At 60.0% G+C, this 18235-nt stretch carries 15 protein-coding genes; 8 read left to right on the top strand and 7 right to left on the bottom strand.

Annotated features, from left to right (window positions below):
• Positions 1-8: 8 nt before the first annotated feature.
• From DYL59_RS26855 to DYL59_RS26845, 3 genes are all read right to left on the bottom strand, one after another.
• Positions 9-272 (bottom strand): bacteriocin immunity protein, encoded by a 264-nt coding sequence (locus DYL59_RS26855; RefSeq protein WP_135291862.1) that lies wholly within the window; start codon positions 270-272, stop codon positions 9-11.
• A gap of 223 nt (positions 273-495) precedes the next feature.
• Positions 496-2349, bottom strand: a complete 1854-nt coding sequence (locus DYL59_RS26850; protein WP_135291861.1) for an Lnb N-terminal periplasmic domain-containing protein — start codon at positions 2347-2349, stop codon at positions 496-498.
• Between the two features lie 91 nt (positions 2350-2440).
• Entirely contained in the window at positions 2441-2929 is a 489-nt protein-coding gene (locus tag DYL59_RS26845) for a DUF3015 domain-containing protein (protein WP_015885974.1), read from the bottom strand.
• A gap of 268 nt (positions 2930-3197) precedes the next feature.
• On the opposite strand from DYL59_RS26845, the gene DYL59_RS26840 reads away from it, so the two are divergent.
• The gene (locus DYL59_RS26840) at positions 3198-5636 is read left to right on the top strand and encodes a Lon protease family protein (protein WP_135291860.1); all 2439 of its coding nucleotides are present in this window, start codon (positions 3198-3200) and stop codon (positions 5634-5636) included.
• Between the two features lie 257 nt (positions 5637-5893).
• Entirely contained in the window at positions 5894-6223 is a 330-nt protein-coding gene (locus tag DYL59_RS26835) for a PA4575 family protein (protein WP_135291859.1), read from the top strand.
• A 3-nt stretch (positions 6224-6226) separates the two neighbouring features.
• Here DYL59_RS26835 and DYL59_RS26830 read toward each other — a convergent pair whose 3' ends face one another.
• The gene (locus DYL59_RS26830) at positions 6227-8053 is read right to left on the bottom strand and encodes a hypothetical protein (RefSeq protein ID WP_135291858.1); all 1827 of its coding nucleotides are present in this window, start codon (positions 8051-8053) and stop codon (positions 6227-6229) included.
• 163 nt (positions 8054-8216) lie between these two features.
• On the opposite strand from DYL59_RS26830, the gene DYL59_RS26825 reads away from it, so the two are divergent.
• Positions 8217-8705: a TIGR00645 family protein gene (locus tag DYL59_RS26825; protein ID WP_093514377.1), complete on the top strand. Its 489-nt coding sequence runs from the start codon at positions 8217-8219 to the stop codon at positions 8703-8705.
• A gap of 15 nt (positions 8706-8720) precedes the next feature.
• On the opposite strand, the gene DYL59_RS26820 is transcribed toward DYL59_RS26825, so the two are convergent.
• Both DYL59_RS26820 and DYL59_RS26815 read right to left on the bottom strand, forming a co-directional pair.
• A complete protein-coding gene (locus tag DYL59_RS26820) occupies positions 8721-10154 on the bottom strand; it encodes an ArnT family glycosyltransferase (protein WP_135291857.1) in 1434 nt (477 codons plus the stop codon).
• A gap of 199 nt (positions 10155-10353) precedes the next feature.
• Positions 10354-11001, bottom strand: a complete 648-nt coding sequence (locus DYL59_RS26815) for a HEPN domain-containing protein (RefSeq protein WP_135291856.1) — start codon at positions 10999-11001, stop codon at positions 10354-10356.
• A 195-nt stretch (positions 11002-11196) separates the two neighbouring features.
• On the opposite strand from DYL59_RS26815, the gene DYL59_RS26810 reads away from it, so the two are divergent.
• From DYL59_RS26810 to DYL59_RS26800, 3 genes are all read left to right on the top strand, one after another.
• Positions 11197-12648, top strand: coding sequence for a hypothetical protein (locus DYL59_RS26810; protein ID WP_135291855.1), 1452 nt, complete (start codon positions 11197-11199; stop codon positions 12646-12648).
• 63 nt (positions 12649-12711) lie between these two features.
• A complete protein-coding gene (locus DYL59_RS26805; RefSeq protein WP_135291854.1) occupies positions 12712-16080 on the top strand; it encodes a TM0106 family RecB-like putative nuclease in 3369 nt (1122 codons plus the stop codon).
• Positions 16073-16657 carry an ankyrin repeat domain-containing protein gene (locus DYL59_RS26800; RefSeq protein ID WP_238340772.1) on the top strand — a complete coding sequence of 195 codons (585 nt, stop codon included), beginning with the start codon at positions 16073-16075 and terminating at the stop codon, positions 16655-16657. Before DYL59_RS26805 ends, DYL59_RS26800 begins: the two co-directional genes overlap by 8 nt.
• Here DYL59_RS26800 and DYL59_RS26795 read toward each other — a convergent pair.
• Entirely contained in the window at positions 16644-17519 is an 876-nt protein-coding gene (locus DYL59_RS26795; RefSeq protein ID WP_135291852.1) for a BrxR family helix-turn-helix transcriptional regulator, read from the bottom strand. The two genes, DYL59_RS26800 and DYL59_RS26795, sit on opposite strands and share 14 nt — an antisense overlap.
• Before the next feature lie 119 nt (positions 17520-17638).
• Between DYL59_RS26795 and DYL59_RS26790 the strand changes: the two genes are divergently transcribed.
• Together DYL59_RS26790 and DYL59_RS26785 are read left to right on the top strand one after the other, a co-directional pair.
• Positions 17639-17896: a hypothetical protein gene (locus DYL59_RS26790; protein ID WP_135291851.1), complete on the top strand. Its 258-nt coding sequence runs from the start codon at positions 17639-17641 to the stop codon at positions 17894-17896.
• A gap of 32 nt (positions 17897-17928) precedes the next feature.
• Complete coding sequence (locus DYL59_RS26785) at positions 17929-18123, top strand: hypothetical protein (protein ID WP_135291850.1); 195 nt, start codon at positions 17929-17931, stop codon at positions 18121-18123.
• Positions 18124-18235: the final 112 nt, after the last annotated feature.

The following is an 18235-nucleotide window of genomic DNA, read 5'->3' as shown; positions in this document are numbered from 1 at the left end:
GACTTAAGTTAGGCGATTTTGAAGCCTGGCTTACCGTTAGCGGCTCGCCACTCTTTTACCTCCTTAACCACACCTTCGGGGCTGTCTTCTCTATGTCCGTCTGGATAATAAAGAAGATCGGAGCCGCTTGGGTGCTCGGTCAGACGTTTGAATTCAAGAACAGCCTTAATATGATCGTCTTCGGTTGGGAATATAGCTTTGTTGTTAAAGTATAAATTCCGTGTAAATTCGAGGAATTGATCTTCTGTATAGTCGCTAATTTGGTTAGTCATTGTTCTTGTCTGTACTATGAATTTCAAAGTTATATTTGGTCGTTACTATTGTCAGGTTATCAATATCGCCACCATCAAAGTTTCGATGTTCATGATGGATTTCAAATTTTACTATACCAACACTTGCTCTGACTCTCTGGCATACGCAGCGCTACCGTCTAGATGCGGATTAGGTGTAGGAGGGGCCTGCCCCCTCCCACATTTGATCTCTGCCAGGCTTGAGTCAGTAGTGATACCACTTCACTTCAAGCATCACTTCATTGACTGGCGTTGATAAGTGGCTGTACTCGCGCTGTGCGCTCAAGCGCAGGCCCAGGTTGCGCGACAATTCCCACTGCTGGTTCAGGCTGATACTGCGGCGCACTTCACCATTGGTGAAAAAGTCGCCCTTTGCCTCCAGGCTCAGGTTGCCCAGTGGGTTTCTCCACAGTACGCCAGTGTTGAAGCCCGCAGCGGGGGAGATGGCTTCGCTGAAGTCGTTGTTGTGCTCCACGCGCACGGTGCCCAGGGCGAAGCCGAGCATGTCGTCGCGCAGTTGCCAGGTGCCGCCGGCACCGCCATTGACGTGGGCCACTAGGGTTTCGTCGTCGTGTTTGCCGGGCACGCGCTCCAGGCCGCCGGTGACTTGCCATGACCACGGTTGCAGCAGGGCATTACGCGGGGTCAGGGAGCGGATGGTGGCCAGGTCCAGTTGCTGCAGTTGCCAGTGGTTGCCTTCGTACTGGCGCAGTTTCATCTGCAGGATTTCGATCTGCGCGCCCAAGGGGAAGCCTTCGGCGTTGTCGTTGAGGTCGTGGTAGGCCATGCGCAGGCCGTATTCGCCGTAGGCCTTGTCACCCCGAGTGCCGATGCCGGCTTGCCAGGTGCGCGACTCGTGGCCGTTTTCCGGCAGGCCCGGTGGCTCTATCTTCAAGTCGGGCGCCGGGTTCTGGTTGATGGCGCGCAACAGTTCGAAGCTGCGTTGGGAGCGTGCGGTGTCGCGCTCCAGGCCATTGGCGCGGTAGCGGCCCAGGCGGTAGGCGGCATCGATGATCAGGGCCTGACGCTCACGGGGCAGGGCCTTGAACGCGGGTTCCTGCAATTGCTTCTGGTCATCGCTGACTTTGAGTACCCACGCTTGCTCGTCGCCATCGAGCGGCTTGGCTCGCTCCAGCAACTCGCGCTCGCGGGAGGGGCGGTAGTCGATTTTCTCTACCAGCCCGGCCTCTTTCACGGCCTTGACCGTATCGGTGGGAATCGCCGTCAGCGGGAATTGCTCGGTCAGGCGCAGGCCGGGGCGAGCCACTTGCAGCAGTTCGAGCAAGCGATAGGAGCAGTTCTCATCGAAAAAGAAGTAGTCGAACTGGATCTGCTTGAGTTCCCACACATGCTCGACCATGCGCTCGGTTTCGACCTGGGTGAGATTCAGGCGGTATTCCCACAGGTCGCGGTTCTCAAGGCTGCGGTATTCGGAGAGTTTTTCCTGGTAGGGCACCAGGGCGAACAGGCCGGGGTAACCGCCCATCAGGCCTTTCCAGGCATACAGGATGCTGTTGTCGGAGCCCTCGATATAGGCGCCGAAGTTGATCGCATAGCTGAGCAGGGCGGTGTTGTTGCTCTGTACGTCAGCCTGGTCGATGCGCAGCAGGGTGTGGCCGAACATTGACGACGGGCTGTTGAGGTAGGCCGCCGGGAAGATCATCACCGCGCTATGGGGGGCGACATCCTTGAACCATTGCTTGAATTCTGTGCAGTCCACGGCGGGCAGGTCAGTGAGGTGCAACTGATCCTTGAGCCAGCGGGTACGTGCGGGGTACACGCATTGGGCGTGTTTTTCACCGAGGCTGGCGGGCGCATACAGCGCTTCAACCGTGGCCTTGAGTTCGGCGTCCGGGTGGTGGGCACCGTCGGCGGCGAGGAAGAACTTCTGGTCGCTGACATAACTGCGCCAGCCACTGATTTTACCGGCCTCGTAATGGCCCAAAGACAGCCAGAACGGATCATTGGCCAATTGCTGCAAACGTTGATCATCAAGATGCGGGGCCGCGTACAGCGGGGCGCAGGCGAAGAGTGCCATCCAGGCAAAGCGTTTGAGCATAGGGGCAACTTAAGTCGGAAAAAGTGAGACCCAAAGGGGAGGCGGGCCCAAAAATAAAACCCGCGCCTGGGGAGGCGCGGGCCGGTCGAGCTTAAGCCTGGGTAGCGTATTTCGCCAGGCGCGCATCACTTTTCAGTACTGCAATGGTGTTGTTGTGCACGTCGTCAGCGGTCACGTCAGCTTTGCTGAAGATTTGCTGGAAGTGTTCGTGGGTCACGGCCGCGAAGTGCTCGCGATCTTCCGGAGCCACACCCAATACCACGGCGTAGGTGGTCAGCGCTTCGCCGTTACCCTTGGCCATGTCTTCGGACAGCTCGTTCATCATGCCATTCATGGCAATCCAGGACTTGCCGCCGTAGGTCAGGGCGCTGTTGGTGCTGCAACCGTTGGTGCCCGAGGTCATGCCGAAGGTGGCGTTACCCGAAGTGCCGTTGGTGGTGGACGCCAGGAAGTGAGCTGGAGTGCCGCGCTGGCCTTCGAACAACATGTTGCCCCAACCGCAGTTCGGGCCACCTGGTGCTTCTGCCATTGCATTGAGGGAGACGACGGTGAAAAGAGTACCGAGAAGGATCCGTTTCATAGCTTTGTTCTCTTTGTGTGCAAACCAATGGACAAGGGTTCAGGCGCGTCGCAGCGCCCTGAGGGATCGGTTATTAGTCCAACCCGCGCAGTTTGGAGTTTAGGCACGTTCCAGGGGTTCCGTGTTTTTTTATAAAACAATCAGCGTTATCGCGATTTTTTTGTAGGACCTGTTCCGAGCTCACGCTTTCCCAACGACGCGCCTTGCCAGAGCGCGCAAGCGAGAGCCAGAATGCCGTCATCTGCCCCGCCTGATGTAAGGAAGCCCGATGCCTGATCCTGTTGCTGCCAGCTTGCGTCTAGCGCCCGAAGCGCTGACCCGTCCTTTTTCCGCTGAACAGTTCAGCTTCTCGACCACCAATGATTTGGAGCCCTTTCGCGGTGTGCTTGGCCAGGAACGTGCGGTTGAAGCCTTGCAGTTCGGTGTGGCCATGCCACGCCCCGGTTACAACGTGTTTGTCATGGGCGAGCCCGGTACTGGCCGCTTTTCGTTCGTCAAACGCTACCTGAAGGCCGAAGGCAAGCGCCTGCAGACCCCGGCGGACTGGGTCTACGTGAATAATTTCGATGAGCCTCGCGAGCCCCGTGCACTGGAGTTGCCCGCAGGGGGCGCGGCGGCCTTCATCAGCGACATCAACGGCTTGATCGACAACCTGGTGGCCACTTTCCCGGCGGTCTTCGAACACCCGACTTACCAGCAACGCAAAAGCGCCATCGACCGCGCCTTCAACCAGCGCTACGACAAGGCCCTGGACGTGATCGAACGTCTGGCCCTGGAAAAGGACGTGGCGCTGTACCGCGACAGCACGAATATCGCCTTCACCCCGATGCTCGACGGCAAGGCGCTGGACGAAGCTGAGTTTTCGCAACTGCCGGAAGCCGACCGCGAGCGCTTCCACACCGATATCTCCGAGCTGGAAGAGCGCCTCAACGAAGAACTGGCCAGCCTGCCGCAGTGGAAGCGTGAGTCCAACAACCAACTGCGCCAGTTCAACGAAGAAACCATCACCCTGGCCCTACAGCCTTTACTCGCACCGCTGTCGGAAAAGTACGCAGAAAACGCGGCAGTATGCGGCTATCTGCAAGCCATGCAGGTGTACTTGCTCAAGACCGTGGTCGAGCAATTGGTGGACGACGCCAAGACCGACGCCCAGGCGCGCAAGCTGCTCGAAGAGCAATACTGCCCAAGCCTGGTGGTGGGCCACCCGGTCAACGGCGGCGCCCCGGTGGTGTTCGAGCCGCACCCGACCTACGACAACCTGTTCGGCCGTATCGAATACAGCACCGACCAGGGCGCGCTGTACACCACCTATCGCCAACTGCGCCCCGGCGCGTTGCACCGCGCCAACGGCGGCTTTCTGATCCTTGAGGCCGAAAAAATGCTCGGCGAGCCCTTTGTGTGGGACGCCCTCAAGCGTTCCCTGCAATCGCGCAAGCTGAAAATGGAATCGCCCCTGGGCGAGCTGGGCCGTCTGGCCACCGTGACCCTCAACCCGCAGATGATCCCGTTGCAGGTCAAGGTCATCATCATTGGTTCACGCCAGCTGTACTACGCGCTGCAGGACGCCGATCCGGACTTCCAGGAGATGTTCCGCGTCCTGGTGGACTTCGACGAAGACATCCCGATGGTGGACGAGAGCCTGGAGCAGTTCGCGCAGTTGCTCAAAACCCGCACCTCGGAAGAAGGCATGGCGCCGCTGACCTCCGATGCGGTGGCGCGCCTGGCCACTTACAGCGCACGTTTGGCAGAGCACCAGGGCCGTTTGTCGGCGCGTATTGGCGATTTGTTCCAGCTGGTGAGCGAGGCGGATTTCATTCGTCACCTGGCGGGCGACGAAATGACTGATGCCGGCCATATCGAGCGTGCTCTCAAGGCCAAGGCCACGCGTACCGGGCGCGTGTCGGCGCGGATTCTGGACGACATGCTTGCCGGGGTCATCCTGATCGACACCGCCGGGGCCGCCGTGGGCAAGTGCAACGGGCTGACGGTACTGGAAGTGGGCGACTCGGCCTTCGGTGTACCCGCGCGGATTTCCGCTACGGTGTATCCAGGCGGCAGCGGTATTGTCGACATCGAGCGTGAGGTCAACCTCGGCCAGCCGATCCACTCCAAGGGCGTGATGATCCTCACCGGTTACCTGGGCAGCCGTTATGCCCAGGAATTTCCGCTGGCGATCTCGGCGAGTATCGCGCTGGAGCAGTCGTACGGTTACGTGGACGGTGACAGCGCATCCCTGGGCGAGGCCTGCACCTTGATTTCGGCCCTGTCGAAGACGCCTCTCAAGCAATGCTTTGCCATCACCGGCTCGATCAACCAGTTTGGTGAAGTGCAGGCGGTGGGTGGGGTCAACGAGAAGATCGAAGGCTTCTTCCGCCTGTGTGAAGCCCGCGGGTTGACGGGCGAACAGGGGGCGATCATTCCCCAGGCCAACGTCGCCACGCTGATGCTCGATGAGAAGGTGCTGCAGGCCGTGCGTGCCGGGCAGTTCCATATCTATGCAGTGCGCCAGGCGGATGAGGCCTTGAGCCTGTTGGTGGGCGAGCCAGCCGGTGAGCCGGATGCTGAAGGGCAGTTCCCCGAAGGCTCAGTGAATGCGCGGGTGGTGGAGCGTCTGCGGGTGATTGCGGAGATGATCAGCGAAGAAGACTTGAAGGAAGCTGAGAAGGAGTTGGCGCAGCAGGCGCTGGCCGAGGCCAAGCCCACCTGATTCTCGCCTCACCGCAGACCTAATGTGGGAGGGAGCAAGCCCCCTCCCACATTAGGTCTGCGGTGAGGTTTGATAAATTGGGCGCATGTCATGAAATTGACTCAGGGTTGGGGGCCCAACGCCCGTTGGTCCCTACAACCTTGGTTTGTTGTGGTTTTCTTCTATTCTCAGCTCAAGGGATCTCTACAGGGGTCGCAGGACAGAGACAGCCTCGCCAAGGGCTGAGGTTGAACACCGATCTACCGAGGGTCGCCGCCATGCCGCGCAACCTTTGCCTTACCCGCCAGTGCCTGGGCCTGGTCACCCGTATCGAATGCTCCATTCGCCCTCTCGCGGGGGATAACGGGATGTGGACCCTATTGTTTGCCGCCGGAATGACCGGCGAACAGCCCTCCACCATCAAGTCCCAAGGCCCGTTCCATGGGCCTTTCGTCGCCGAAACCATTCTGCAATCCATTGTCGACAGCCTCACGCTGCACGGCTACGAGACGGCGGGCGACCCACAGATCTGGTGCCTGCACATGCAGGCCCATCTGCGACAACTCAATGGCGGACGCACAGCAGCCCTCAGTGACACACAGCACTGAACGTCATTGGGCCACTGGTTTGTCCAGCTTGACCTCGAAACCGTATTGCACGGTGCTCAGGTCGGTGCGCTGGTAACTTTCCAGGGTGGTCGGCTGGCCATAAAAATAATGCACATCAAAGGTAGCCGTGCCGTACTCCTCGGCGCGGTGGCTCACCCCGAGGATCTCCTTGAGGTAGTTGCCGCTGGCGTCCTTGGCATAGAAGCGCCAACTGTCGGCCGGGAATTGCTTTTGATCGACCACCAGTGCGTTGTCTTTGAGCGTCAGCCCATTGGGCAACTTGGCAGCATCGATCGTGGCTTTTTCGATATTGGCCAGGAACAGCGGGATCGAGCCGACCACAAAGGCCGGGTTTTCGGGGAACAGGTTGAGGTCGTAGGTCAGGGTGCCCCGGCTGGGGTTCAGTTCGTAGGCTTCAGCGGGCAACTCAATGGGCTCGCCGCGCTCACCCTTGTCGTCGGCGGTGAAAAAGGTCACCGGTGATTCGCCGCTGCTGCGCTCGGCGCCCACCAGGTCGTCGTTGAAGGTGAAGGGGTGGTCGAACACGATATGGGCGGCGCTGGCATCTTCGGTGGACTGGCTGATGGTGACACTGTTTTTCAATTGGTCTTCGGTCAGTGAAGCGTCTTTGAGCCAGCTGGCGGCGCCGTCGTCATACACGGTGACGGGCATCGGCAAGGCCTGCACGGTCTGTTGCAGGCTGTTTTTATCAAAGCGCATCACCGGCAGGTCGAGGTCCTTGCGGGTGAGGGTGGCCGTGGAAAAATCCAGCACGTTGACCTGCAGGTTATCGATCACACCATTGAAATACACCTTGGCGTAATGGCTGCTTTGTTTGTGCTCGAAGGCTTTCTGTTCGTCGGTGAGCTGTTTTTCGAAGGTATCGGACCAGGCTTGCTGCTTTTGCATCTCGGCCAGTTGTTTCTCATAGAACGCCACCTGGGCCGCACTTTCGTTGATCGAGCCTGAGCGGGTCAGAAATTGCCCGGTGCTGTCACGCGCCTGTACCAGCAACGGGTTGGGGGAGTCTTCACCGACCTCCGGTGCCAGTGGTGCGCTGTTGGTCAGTTCGATTTCGGCGTAGTTCTTTTCCAGCAACAGCAGGTTGAGGGTGATGTTGCCCTCGGTGCGCTTGTGGCCCACATCCTTTTTCGACAGGTCGAAGGTCAACACCTTGCCCGGTGCCACCACCTCTATTGCGCCTTTGAGGCTGACGGGCTGTGGCTGGCTTTTGTTCTCTGTCTCGACGCCCTCGATAAACGGGTAGGTTACCGTCAGGTCATCCGGGTTGGTCAGGTTGGAGCTGCTGGGGCTCAACTGGATGCCGGGGTCGGTTTCTGACCACTCCGGCTGAAAGGGAATGACTTTATCGTTGCTCAAGGTTACCGACTGCCATTCCAGGCCGTGGGGGAAGGGGAACTGGTCGGGGCTGTTGAAGCTGAACGGGAAGACTGGCTGTAAATCTGTCAGGTAGTCGGAATGCGAGGTCCGGCGTAGTACGAACAGGCCATTGATGTAGGTGTCTACCAGCGCCTGGGGCGTGGGGTAGTGCCTGAGCAGGGCCAGGGCGTCTTCACCGTATTCGGCCTCGATGGGTTTGTCGGCGAGCTTGACCCGCGCCCGTTCCAGCAACAGCAGCGAGCCGCCGAGATCGGCGATGGCGTCGCGCAGCTTGGGGTCCTGGATCTTGTCCAGCGACTGTTCGAACGTTGCAGTTTTCTCTTCGAGGGTGGCCTGCTGCTTATGTTCATCCTTGGGGGAGCAGCCGCTGGCCATCAGCAACAGCGCACACAGGCCGATGCTGGCCAAAGGAGATCGCACATCCATCATCTGAGTTTTTCCTGTCCGACGTCATCGAGCCGATTTGATGGGCTCGACACTAGCAGAAAAATTCTCTTACAGATGCCGCCTGGGTCAGTTTTGTCGTGGTTACAGGTGTCTTGTAGCGGCTGGTATACTCGCCGCCATTTTTAGCCACGCTGTATGAGGTCCCATGGAACGCTTTATCGAAAATACGATGTACGCCTCACGCTGGCTGCTGGCGCCGATCTACCTGGGGTTGTCCCTGGGCCTGCTGATCCTGGCGCTGAAGTTCTTCCAGGAAATCATCCATGTGTTGCCCAACGTGTTTTCCATGCTCGAAGCCGACGTGATCCTGCTGCTGCTGTCGTTGATCGACATGGCGCTGGTGGGCGGCCTGCTGGTGATGGTGATGATTTCCGGCTACGAAAACTTCGTCTCGCAGCTGGATATCGATGACAACAAAGAGAAACTCAACTGGCTGGGCACCATGGATTCTTCGTCGCTGAAGATGAAAGTGGCGGCCTCCATCGTGGCGATTTCGTCCATCCACCTGCTGCGCATTTTCATGGACGCCAAGAACGTCGATCCCCAGCACTTGATGTGGTACGTGATCATCCACATGACCTTCGTGGTCTCGGCATTTGCCATGGGTTACCTGGACAAGGTCACCAAGCATTGATGCCCCGCGCCGGCCTTACTGCTGGACGAAGTAGTAAGGCTGGCGGCTGATTGCCATCTGCCGGATGACGGTCACCTTCTGCGCCAGCCCGTTGGTGTGATCGAGCAATGCAACGTTGCCCGGTCTGGCGCTGAGGAAGGCCCGCAGCTCGGGCTCGGTTTGCAGGATCGGCACATAAGCCTGCATATAGAACACCCCGGCGCCGGCAATACGTTCGTTCGGCTGAAACAGCGCCACCTCCCGCCCTTGTGCCTGCAACGCCTGGACCTGGCTGATCACCGGCACGAAGGACTCGCGCTTGTCTGCCCTGGGTGCAAACCAGAAGGCGGTGCTCAGGTAGCTGGCAAACAGCACGGCAAATACCCCGACGACCCCGTGACGATGGTAGCGATACAGGCCGGGTTTGCGATCCTCAAGCCAGTGCAGCACCACCAGGGCATATTCGGCCGCAAGCACGGCAGCGGCCGGGGTAAGGCACATCAAATAGACAGTGCGCTTGCTGGAGGCCAGCGTCAGCAGGGTGAACTGCGCCACCAGCCACACACTGAAAAACAGGCGGTAGCGATTGCGCATCAGGCTTTTACGAAAATGCCACAGGCCCAGGTACACCAGGATATTCCACGGCAAAAACGCCTGGGGCAGCTTGGCAATGTAGTAGTAGAAGGGCTCGTAATGCCCGGCTTCGACGAATGAGCCGCTGAACCGCCCGACGCTGTTGGTCCACAGCACTTCCCCCACCGCCTGCAGGCCGCCGCGCTGGTACAGAAACCCCAGCCAGATCATCAGCGGCACCAACGCCAGCAAGGTCAACAGCCCTGGCTTGAGCCAATGACCGATGTGCAGGCGCCTGTCCATCGCGCAGGTCACGGCCAGGTACCCGAAAATCACCATGCCCGGCATCGCCAGGCCCAGCACACCTTTGCTCAGGGTGGCGATCACCATGCCAGCGGTAAACAGCGCCCAGGCCCAGGCGCTCGACCCTTGGCGATCAGGGCGCACGGCTTGGTAAAACGCCAGCAACGCTGTGGTCACACCGAGGGTGAGCAATGCATCTTCGCCCACACCGCGCACGTTGCCCCAGAAACTGGCCATGGTCGCCAGGATCAACGCGGCGCAGAACGCCAATGCCTTGGGCCGGCCAAACTGGCGCAGCATCCCGTAGACCAGCATCACACTGAACAACCCGGCAAACGCCGACGCCAGGCGCACGGCCCAGGGAGTACCGCCAAACAGCCGAATCGCCCCGGCGTCGAGCCACAGGCTCAGGGGCGGTTTTTCCAGGAAGGGCTCGCGAAACAGGCGCGGCACCACCCAGTCATTGTCCAGGTGCATGGCCATGGCGATCCCGGCGACGCGGGCTTCGGTGGACCCTTGCAGTTCGTGCTTGCCCAGGGCGAAAAAGAACAACAGACCTACCAGCAACAACAGCAGGGGAGCGGGGCGCGTCATGGGTGTTGGCTACCAAGGCAGAGGGACGGCTCGGGAGAGCGGTCATTGCAGTGGGCTAGTATCTGTTGGTGTTTCTGAATATTTCGTGAACGAGTGAGGAATTTCTGAGGCGCTTGAGAGTAAAAGGCAAAACCCGCGTCATGCGGGCTTTGTGGGCGTGTGAAACAGTGGCTGCACTCAATTCGCCCTCACGGCCGTTTCAACTGACCACCGGATAACACGCATCCCCCCAAAGGGTCTGCGGGTTATCCAGCATCAGCAAAATAATTACCGGCACCAGCTTGCCGAGCAGATTGGAGCAATCGCGCAGTTGGTCGCGGTTGACGCTGCTGTTCCAGGTGGCGCCGCCATGCATCAACTGGTTGCGCAAGGTGTAGATCCGGTTGAACAGCACGCCGAGCACGGCGGGCGTGTTGCGGTTGGCCAGGGCTTGTTGAGCGGCGCGACGGCCGCTGGTGAAGCGTTCGGTCCATTGGGCTTCGCTGATCTTGCCGTTCTGGTGGTCCCAAAAGCTCTGAAATACATAGGGGTTGTCGAGCAATGCCCGAATGCTGCCGGAAAACTCGGACCACACCAGGTTTTCGATCAGGTTGTCGCTGTCCAGCCCGCAGAGTTTGTCCAGGAAGGCTTTGAACGTGGTCTGTTCCGAAAGGCGGTATTGCTCATCGATATCGGTGGCATAGGCAGAGTTGAAAGCGATCCACAGGAAGATAAAGCGCCCATCGACATCCTCGGTCTGGTCGGCGCGGTTCAGCCAGCTCAAGGCTCGATGTACACGCAAAGTAAGGTTGGGGTGGTGGCCTTCACGTTCCTGACGATGACGGGCCTTGAGTACTTGATGGTCCATGGGCGGTCGATCCTTGAGTGCGTATGTCTGAAAACTTGACAGGTGTTGGCGGTAAACGTTGAACGGTCTGCAAAGCGTCTGGCTTGGGCGTTATAACCTGCTCTCTTTGTTTACCTGTATGTACACACAACGTGGACGCGGCCTGTTGTTTTGCATAGGGTATGGCCATTCGATATTACCCGCAAGGCGGTCTGAATGAAGCGTGAACAGTTCCTCGCTCAACCTGAAGTCGAGGCGTTTGTTGCCTGGTTGCACGTACGTTTGCCCTCACTCACCTTCAACCTGCGCTTCAAACCCAGCAACGCTGTGCCAGGGGGGGTGAGTGAGGACGTGCAGGGGTTTGAGCACGTCATCCAGCACTACCGCTGGAAGGCGAGCTGGCGGGACACGCATCAGAATCCGGTCGACGCTCAAACCTGGGCGCAGACCCAGCGCTCCCTCGGCCAACTTCGCGAGTGGCTGGCCAGTTCGGTACACGCCGGGGACGAAAAACAGGCGCTCCAGGCCTGCCTGCAAGTGCTGCGCTGGGGCGGGGTGAGCGGGGCGGTTCTGTTTCTGAAGCGGTTGGCGGCCAAGGGTGAGTTGACTGCTTACCTGCGTCAGATGGCCGGGCTCATGGCACTGGATGGTGACACTGACCTGGAAAACCTCAACGAGCACAGCGTGCAGCGCTTTGATGCGGGCCTCACCAAGATTCACGCGCTGCTCGATACCTCTGGCTCGCCGATCTATGACAGCCGTGTGGGGGCCGCGATGGGCATGCTGTACTCGCTGTTTCGCCAGCAATGGACGGGTAGCCGCAAGCCCTTGCTGGTGTTTCCGTCCGGGCGTGCCCGTGGCAGCCAACTGCGCAACCCCGGCGATTTTGTCAACGGCTTGGCTGCGCCACAGTTTTCATCGATCTCCTATCCGGCATGGGCCCGCGCGCAGGTGAGGCTGGGCTGGATTATCCGCGCACTGCTTGAACGCACCGATTGGTTCGCCGAGCACGGCACATTGCCCGTGCGCTGCCATGCGTTCGAAGCCAGCCTGTTCATCCTCGGTTATGACCTGAACTGTTTTGGCGTAGCGCCGAAAACCTTGGTGGATGACGAGCAGGGTGACGCACCTGGCAGCACCGGCTGGGTGCCCCCAGGGCACACCTTCAACCACACCCTCAACGACTACCTGGAGTACCGCCGCCAGGGCGGCGAGCCGAATGAAGCCCCCTTTATCGACTGGCTGTCGACTCACCGCCCGATTTCGCGCTCGACTGCCAAGAGCTACTGCTTTGCGTTTTCCATGGATGAATTTGCCCTGTTCGATTGCACCCTCCAAACCCTTGAGCGCATCGTCGCCGGTGGCCGGGACGGCTTGTATGCGGTGCGCGGCAGCGAGGTGCTGGAGCCGTTCACCCTGGGAGACGAGCGACATAACGTCTGCCTAGTGGACGTGTTGATCACGGGGCGAGCCTACCAGCGGGAAACAAGCCTCAATGCACGGGTCGAGTCGATTCTGAACGCGGGCTACGCCGGCACACCCGGCAGCGCAAAAACCTTGATGGCTGTGGGACGCAACGTCGGCAAACACTTCGGCCTGCTCGACGCCGATCATCTGCCCACGCCGCTGTTCGAGGAGTTTTTCCACGACTGCAACCTCGACGCCTGAGCCCTTGCTCCAGTCCACCCCTCGTGCAGCGGTACCGGGCACGCCACAGGAATACGCATAACCATGCAAACCCGAAATGGCACCCGGCTGTACTCCGCCTCCGATCTGTGCGGTTTTCTCGAATGTCAGCACCTAACGGCGCTGGACCTTGAGCATCTCGTTACCCCCATGCCAAAGGCGCAGGACAGCGAGCAAAACCGCCTGATCCAGGACAAGGGGCTGGCCCATGAGGCGGCCTTTTTCCAGCGGCTCAAAAGCGAGTACGCCAACGTTCTCGACATTGCCGAGGGCGATCCGAGTTTCGAGCGTCGCGTCGAACTGACGATTGAGGCCATGCGCGCTGGCGTCGATATCATCTTCCAGGCGTCGCTGCAGGACGGCGCCCTAATGGGCCACGCCGACTTCCTGCGTAAAGTGGCGCAGCCGTCGACACTGGGCGCGTTCAGTTATGAGGTCATCGACACCAAGCTGGCCAAAACCGCCAAGGCCAAGTTCCTGGTGCAAACCGCGCTCTATTCGCGCCTGTTAGTGCCGATCCAGGGCGTGCAGCCGCAGTTCATGTACGTGGTACTGGGGGATGCGGCGCGAACCGAGCAGGCATTCCGGGTCGCGGACTACGCCGATTATCTGGAGCAGGTGCTGCAACGCTTCGATGCCTTCACCCGGCTGGCCGAGCCGCCCACCACTTACCCCGAACCTTGTGGGCATTGTGGGTTCTGCGCATGGCGCGAGCGCTGTGACGGGCAGCGTCAGCGAGACGATCACCTCTCGGCCGTTGCGGGCATCAGCCGTTCGCAAATCAACAAGCTGCAAGGCGCCGGGGTGACCACCTTGCGCCAACTGGCGCAGAGCCCCGATGCCTTGCGCGTACCGAAACTGCCATGGGAGTCGTTGAGCAAGTTGCGTCATCAGGCGCGTTTGCAGTTTCAGGGGCGCACAAGTCACGAGCCTTTGTTTGAGCGGCTGCCGGTGGTAGGTGACCGTCGCGGTTTCAATCGGATGCCGCCTGCAGCCGAAGGGGATCTGTTCTTTGACATGGAGGGCAACCCCCTGGAGGAGGGGGGGCTGGAATACCTCTTCGGCCTGTATATCGATGAGGGTAGTCTGCCAACTTTCCTGCCGTTCTGGGCCCACACCCGGAATGAAGAAAAAGTCGCATTCGAGTGCTTCATCGACTGGGTAGTTGCCCACCTCAAGCGTTACCCCAACGCCCATATCTACCATTACGCCAGCTATGAAGAGACGGCGATCAAGCGCCTGATGAGCCAGCACGGCACGCGCGAAGCCCAAGTGGACGGTTTGTTGCGCAACGGCAAACTAGTGGACCTGTATAAGGTGGTGCGCGAGGCCATCCGCGTGTCGCAGCCCAGCTATTCGATCAAGTACATCGAGCGTTTCTACATGGAGCAGCGCGAAGGTGATGTCACCAACGCGGGCGCCAGCATTGTGTTTTATGAACGCTGGAAAGAGACCGGCGACTTGGCACTGCTGGAACAAATTGAGCAGTACAACCAAGAAGATGTACGTTCCACTTTCCTTTTGCGCAATTGGTTGCTGAGTATCAAACCGGAGGGGACGGGCAATTTCGCCACGCCTGAGCCCGCGAGTGAACGGGTCGTCGTTGAGCAGACTGACCTGGAAATTCGCCTGGAGCACTACCGCCAGCATCTGCTCGACGGGCCCCATGGCGAAGACCCGGTACGCCTGCTGACCTTCCAGTTGCTCGACTTTCACCGTCGCGCCGACAAGCCCAGTTGGTGGCAAATGTTCAGCCGCCAGGACATGAGCACCGAGGAACTGCTGGACGACATCGAAAGCCTGGCTGGGCTGGTGCGTACGCAAACCCCACCAGAGCCGATCAAGCGGTCGTTTTTATACGAATACCGCTTCGAGCCTCAGGAAACCAAATTGCGCGACGGTGCCACGGTGGCCATCGCCGAGTCCCTTGCTCCAATTGAGTTGCACCACCTCGATGCCGAGCAGGGCCTGGCCACTTTCAAGGCCACTGAGAAAAACGCCCCGTCAGACCGTTTCGACGCAATCCCCGGCCCACCGATCTCCACGGCCGCCCTGCGCGATGCGTTGTTTCGCTATGCCGACAGCGTGCTGGCCGGCCAGCGGCGCTTCGCGGCGGTGAGCGATTTCCTGCACCGCCGCGCCCCTCGAATCAAGGGCATCGAGCCGGGCGCCGCGTTGCTCGATCCAGCCCTGGAGCCGCTGGAAGCGATCAAGCACGCCGTGCGCAACCTCGACAACAGTGTGCTGTTTATCCAGGGGCCGCCGGGTACCGGCAAGACCTTCACCGGCTCCCACGTCATCGTCGACCTACTCAAGGCGGGCAAGCGCATTGGCGTGACCTCCAACTCGCACCAGGCTATCCATAACCTATTGGCGGCGGTTGAAGCGCGCGCCGAGGAGGATGGGTTCATCTTCAGCGGCTGCAAAAAGTCTTCGGACGGGGAGGGCAATGAATTCAACGGCCGCTGCATTCGCTCCCTCAGTGACAAAAAGGCGTTCCTCGCGGCCTGTGGGCCGTCGACCGCTTTGGTCGCCGGCACCGCGTGGATCCTCTCGGACGAGGCGTTCAGCGAACAATTGGACTACCTCTTTATCGATGAGGCGGGCCAAGTCAGCGTGGCGAACCTGGTTACCATGGGCATGGCGGCGCGCAATATCGTGTTGATGGGCGACCAAATGCAGCTATCGCAGCCGGTGCAGGGCGTGCATCCCGGACGCTCTGGTGACTCTATCCTCGATTACCTGCTCGATGGCACGCCGACCATTGCGGCGGACCGCGGTGTGTTCCTCGCGCGTACCTGGCGGATGCATCCTCGGGTGTGTTCGTTCATTTCCCAGGCAGTCTACGAAGGGCAGTTGTCCTCTGCTCCTGGCACTGAACGGCGGGTATTGCTACTCGATGGTCAGCAGCCGCACATCCCCAGCAGCGGTTTGATGTTTTGCCCCGTGCAGCACGATGGCAATAGCCAGAGTTCGGAAGAAGAAGCGGCGCAGGTCCAGGCACTTTACGGGTACTTTTTGCGGCAGCGGTTTGTCGACAGCAAGGGCCAGGCGCACGGCGTCGGCTTGGAGAATATCCTGGTGGTTGCGCCTTACAACCTGCAGGTGCAACGGCTCAAGCAGGTGCTGCCAGCAGGCGCGCGCGTGGGCACTGTGGACAAGTTCCAGGGTCAGGAGGCGGAAATTGTCATTGTGTCGATGGCCACGTCCAACGAGGATTACCTGCCACGGGACATCGGTTTTCTATACTCGAAAAACCGCCTAAACGTGGCGGTCAGCCGCGCCAAGTCCCTGGCATGCATCATCGCCAGCCCGGACCTGAGCGCCGTGCGTTGCGTGACGCCCCATGAGATGAGCCTGGTCAATGGCCTGTGCATGGCTATCCGCTATGGCGCGGTGGATCACTGTGTTTGATCGCAAGGAGGATCTGGCCGAACTGGGCCTTGGCGACTGGCACCTGTGGGTGTTGCTCGATGAGGCGCAGCCCCTTGATACGCCGGGGTTGAACCAGCGCGACCTGGCCGGCGACACACCGCTGGACCTGGCCTACCGCCTTGGGCGCAGCGAGCGTGCGCGCACCCTGGAGGCCCTCGGTGCCAAGAGCGACCCGCAGCTGCGGCAGTGGGCGGGTCGAGGCAGCTTTATGCCCCACGACAAGTTCATCCACCTGCCGGCGCGCCATGGCAATGTCAAAACCCTGCAAGCCCGCCATCGGCTGGGGGCGAGCCTCAATGATCGTGACGCGCTGGGGAATACACCGCTGCATTGGCTGCTGATCAACGGCCATGTGAAGGCCGCTCGCTACTTCATCACCCACTGCCACGCGTACGGGCTTGATCTGAACGCGAAGAACCACCAGGGCGATACCGTGCGCGCCATTGCCCTGCAGCAGGGGCATCAGTTGCTGGCGCGGCAGCTACTCGCGGCCGAAGTCGACAACTGCCTGCGTGCCCTGCGCCTGTGGCGGGAGATGGGTCTCAATCATGCATGAGCCATGGCCGCAGTTCCTTGATATTGCTCACCACAATCTGCTGGGCCTCGGGGTTGGTGGCCTGGTTGCGCGGGTCGACCTGGTAGCGACGCAACACGTACTTCACCAGCGCCCTGCGGCTGGGGACCACCAATTGCCCGTCGGTCATGCCGAAGTCGGTCTCAATGATCGCCTGTTGCGGGGTACTCAAGCGGCCATCGGGAGTGAAGATGATCGGCACCTCGGTGTTCCAGTCCTCGTCCAGCGCCTGGGTGTTCTGCGACGCGTCGAGCAGGTCCGGCTCACCGCGCAGACGGCTGAGCACGAAGTCCCGGTACTGGCGGTTCTTCTCGCAGTAGGCGCGCACATGCCAGCGCATCCCGGTGTACACCAGGGTGTGGGGCGCGATCAGGCGGATCTCCACGTTCGGGGTGTTGAGGGACACGTACTCGGTTTCCAGGCGCAAACCATCGCGGCAGGCCGCCAGCAGAGGCCGCAGCACTTGCGGGCGAATCGGCCGGTCGGGCACTTCCAGCACCTTGGTATGGGCGTAGGCCAGGGCCAGCCCGTCGATGTGCAGGGCCCGTTCATTGTTCTGATAAAGCAGGTGCAGGTAGGCGCTGGCGCTGTCGTCGATGAACAGCGGTTTGAAGTGTTTGCTGGGGACGTAGCCTTTACGTTGCTTGTCATATGTCAAGTTTCGGGGCGCATGCTCCTTCATGTAGGTGTTGATGTCCTTGGACGCCTGTTGGCGGCTGATGCCGAAGCTCTGGATCAAGTGCCCCGTGTTCAGGCGGCCTTCCCACCAGGCGACGGTCTCGATCAGGCGATAGCGAAGTGCCAGGTCCCAGCGCACTTGTTCGACGGACTGCTTGCGTTTCATACCCGCTCCATGTGTGTGAATACTTTACCTGTATAAGTCTACATTCTAGACCTGTCGTGAATCACTACATATCGTGTGTCTGTCTTCGGAATACATCGAAGGCAGGAAAGGACATCAACATGAGTATGTCGGAAGTGGTTTCGACGGGGGCGCTGGCTGTGATGGGCATCATCCTGCTGGTGCTGATACAGCACTGTTTGAAGTTGAGCGAGCTTTGGAAAATGGTCGCTCATTACCAGAAAGATCTGCGCTGGGCGCAGATCTGGGAAGTGGAAAACCGCGAGCTGCGCTCGGCGTTGCGCGCAGAGCGTGAGCATGTCGCCCAGCTGCAACGCAAGGTGCAATTGCTGCAAGCACTGCTGCCGGTCACCGAATAATGTGCGGCATCGCCATCCAGGAGAACGTATTCATGCCGATAAAACCCAAGCCTTTCACGTTTGTGTGTGAAGACTGCCACTGGAAGAAAACCGTTGCACCGCGCAGCGATGCCTTGATGCCGGGCGACTGGTTCGCCGCCTGCCCGAAGTGCGGCAGCACGGCCCTCAAGATGCGTGCGGCGGGATGGCTTGAAACCGCGGCTGCCGAACTCATGGCACGCCGCTAGGCATTCATGCGTGGGCTGCGGGAAGTAATGGCAATGTGTCACTATTGGCGGATGGCTTGATAGGCCGCAGCGAGATCAAGCGCTGTCGTTGGACGACGGCGTTCCAAGGAGT

The sequence above is a fragment of the Pseudomonas kairouanensis genome, from assembly GCF_004682055.1.
In the GTDB taxonomy this organism is placed as follows: domain Bacteria; phylum Pseudomonadota; class Gammaproteobacteria; order Pseudomonadales; family Pseudomonadaceae; genus Aquipseudomonas; species Aquipseudomonas kairouanensis.
This window is presented reverse-complemented; position numbering and strand designations above follow the sequence as displayed.